Genomic DNA, 1,373 nt, shown 5'->3' with positions numbered 1-1,373 from the left:
TCACAGAGCAGGGGCGGCGATTTTCTTAACTGAGAGGGCATATTTAATATCAAATATTTTAACCTCTGAGTTAATTTACATTCATAAAGATAATGTTTAAAGATTAATCTGAGATGGAAACTCTTAATATTTGCATTAAGCAAATTATTATAACGTTAAATTTAAAATATCAGTATATTGATCTGGCAAGAGAGGGGTGCTCTCTTCGGTACAGCGAAATATATCGCTTAACAGCTGCTTAATTGCTTATGCAACGCTTAATAGCTACCGTTAAATCTCAAGGACTTATTATGTTTAACGCCAAAAACAAGACACTGGTTATTGCTTTATCTGCCCTTATTTCTTCATCAGCTTTTGCAGATGATACAACGCCTCCGACAGGAACCGATCAGGGTTCCGGCCGTATTCATTTCACCGGTACGGTGATTAATGCACCTTGCTCCATTGCGGCGGGTGATGAAGACATTAACGTGAATATGGGGCAGGTGGCGAATAAGGTGCTGGAGAGTGGCAATAAATACTCTCAAAACGTTAACTACACCATTCACCTGCAGGATTGTGATCTGACTGCACAAACGGCGGGCACGGTTGAATATCCGGCCATGTCTAAAGTTGCCGTCTCCTTTGCCGGCACACCTGACAGCAGTGCAGCGGAACTTCTGGCAAACACCGGCAGTGCAAAAGGCGCGGGCATTCGCCTGATTGACGCCAACGGCGACCTGCTGAAAGTCGGTGACACGTCTAAAGATATCAACCTGGTTACTGGCAACAACGAACTGGTCTTTGCTGCACGCGTTGAAGCCAACTCTCAACCAGTTTCTACCGGTACGATCGTCTCTCAGGCGACCTACGCCCTTAACTATAAATAATTATTGCTGTGATTAAGGGGAGTTTTCTCCCCTTTATTTTCAGGTGTGAATGCACCGGGGATTTGTGTTTATTACTGCTTAGTCAAAGTGATTTTATTATGTCGTTTGTGATGGATAGAACATCGGCAGACAAGAAAATAACCCTGTGGTTTATTTTCCTTCTGTCGGGATGCTTTATTTCGGTCAGAAGCCTTGCGGTAGAATTTAACGTTAATTTCATTGATTCTGCCGATCGCAATAATGTCGATCTGTCACGATTTCAGGTAGCCCATTATATCGCGCCCGGTGAATACCTGCTGGATGTGGTGCTCAATGGCCGCACGCTCGGCGATCAAAGCCTGATTAAGTACATTTCCGCTGAAAATAACCCGGACAGCCGCCTTTGTCTGCCGCCCGCGCTGGTGGACAAATTCGACCTGACCCCGGCTGCCCGCGAGAAGCTGACGCTGTGGCATCAGGGCGAATGCACGTCGCTCGATCAGCAGACAGAAGTGACCACCCGCT

General features: G+C 46.0%; 2 protein-coding genes. Both read left to right on the top strand.

Going from position 1 to position 1,373, the window contains the following annotated elements; translation table 11 throughout:
• Positions 1–290 precede the first annotated feature (290 nt).
• The gene (locus tag EYY67_RS24255; protein WP_131694604.1) at positions 291–869 is read left to right on the top strand and encodes a fimbrial protein; all 579 of its coding nucleotides are present in this window, start codon (positions 291–293) and stop codon (positions 867–869) included.
• 110 nt (positions 870–979) lie between these two features.
• On the top strand, positions 980–1,373 hold a 394-nt coding region (locus tag EYY67_RS24250; protein WP_242675639.1), incomplete at its 3' end, for a FimD/PapC N-terminal domain-containing protein.

The sequence above is a fragment of the Rahnella victoriana genome (assembly GCF_004330295.1).
Taxonomy (GTDB): domain Bacteria; phylum Pseudomonadota; class Gammaproteobacteria; order Enterobacterales; family Enterobacteriaceae; genus Rahnella; species Rahnella victoriana.
The sequence above is the reverse complement of the archived record's forward strand: the minus strand, read 5'-3'. Positions and strand labels throughout refer to the sequence as shown.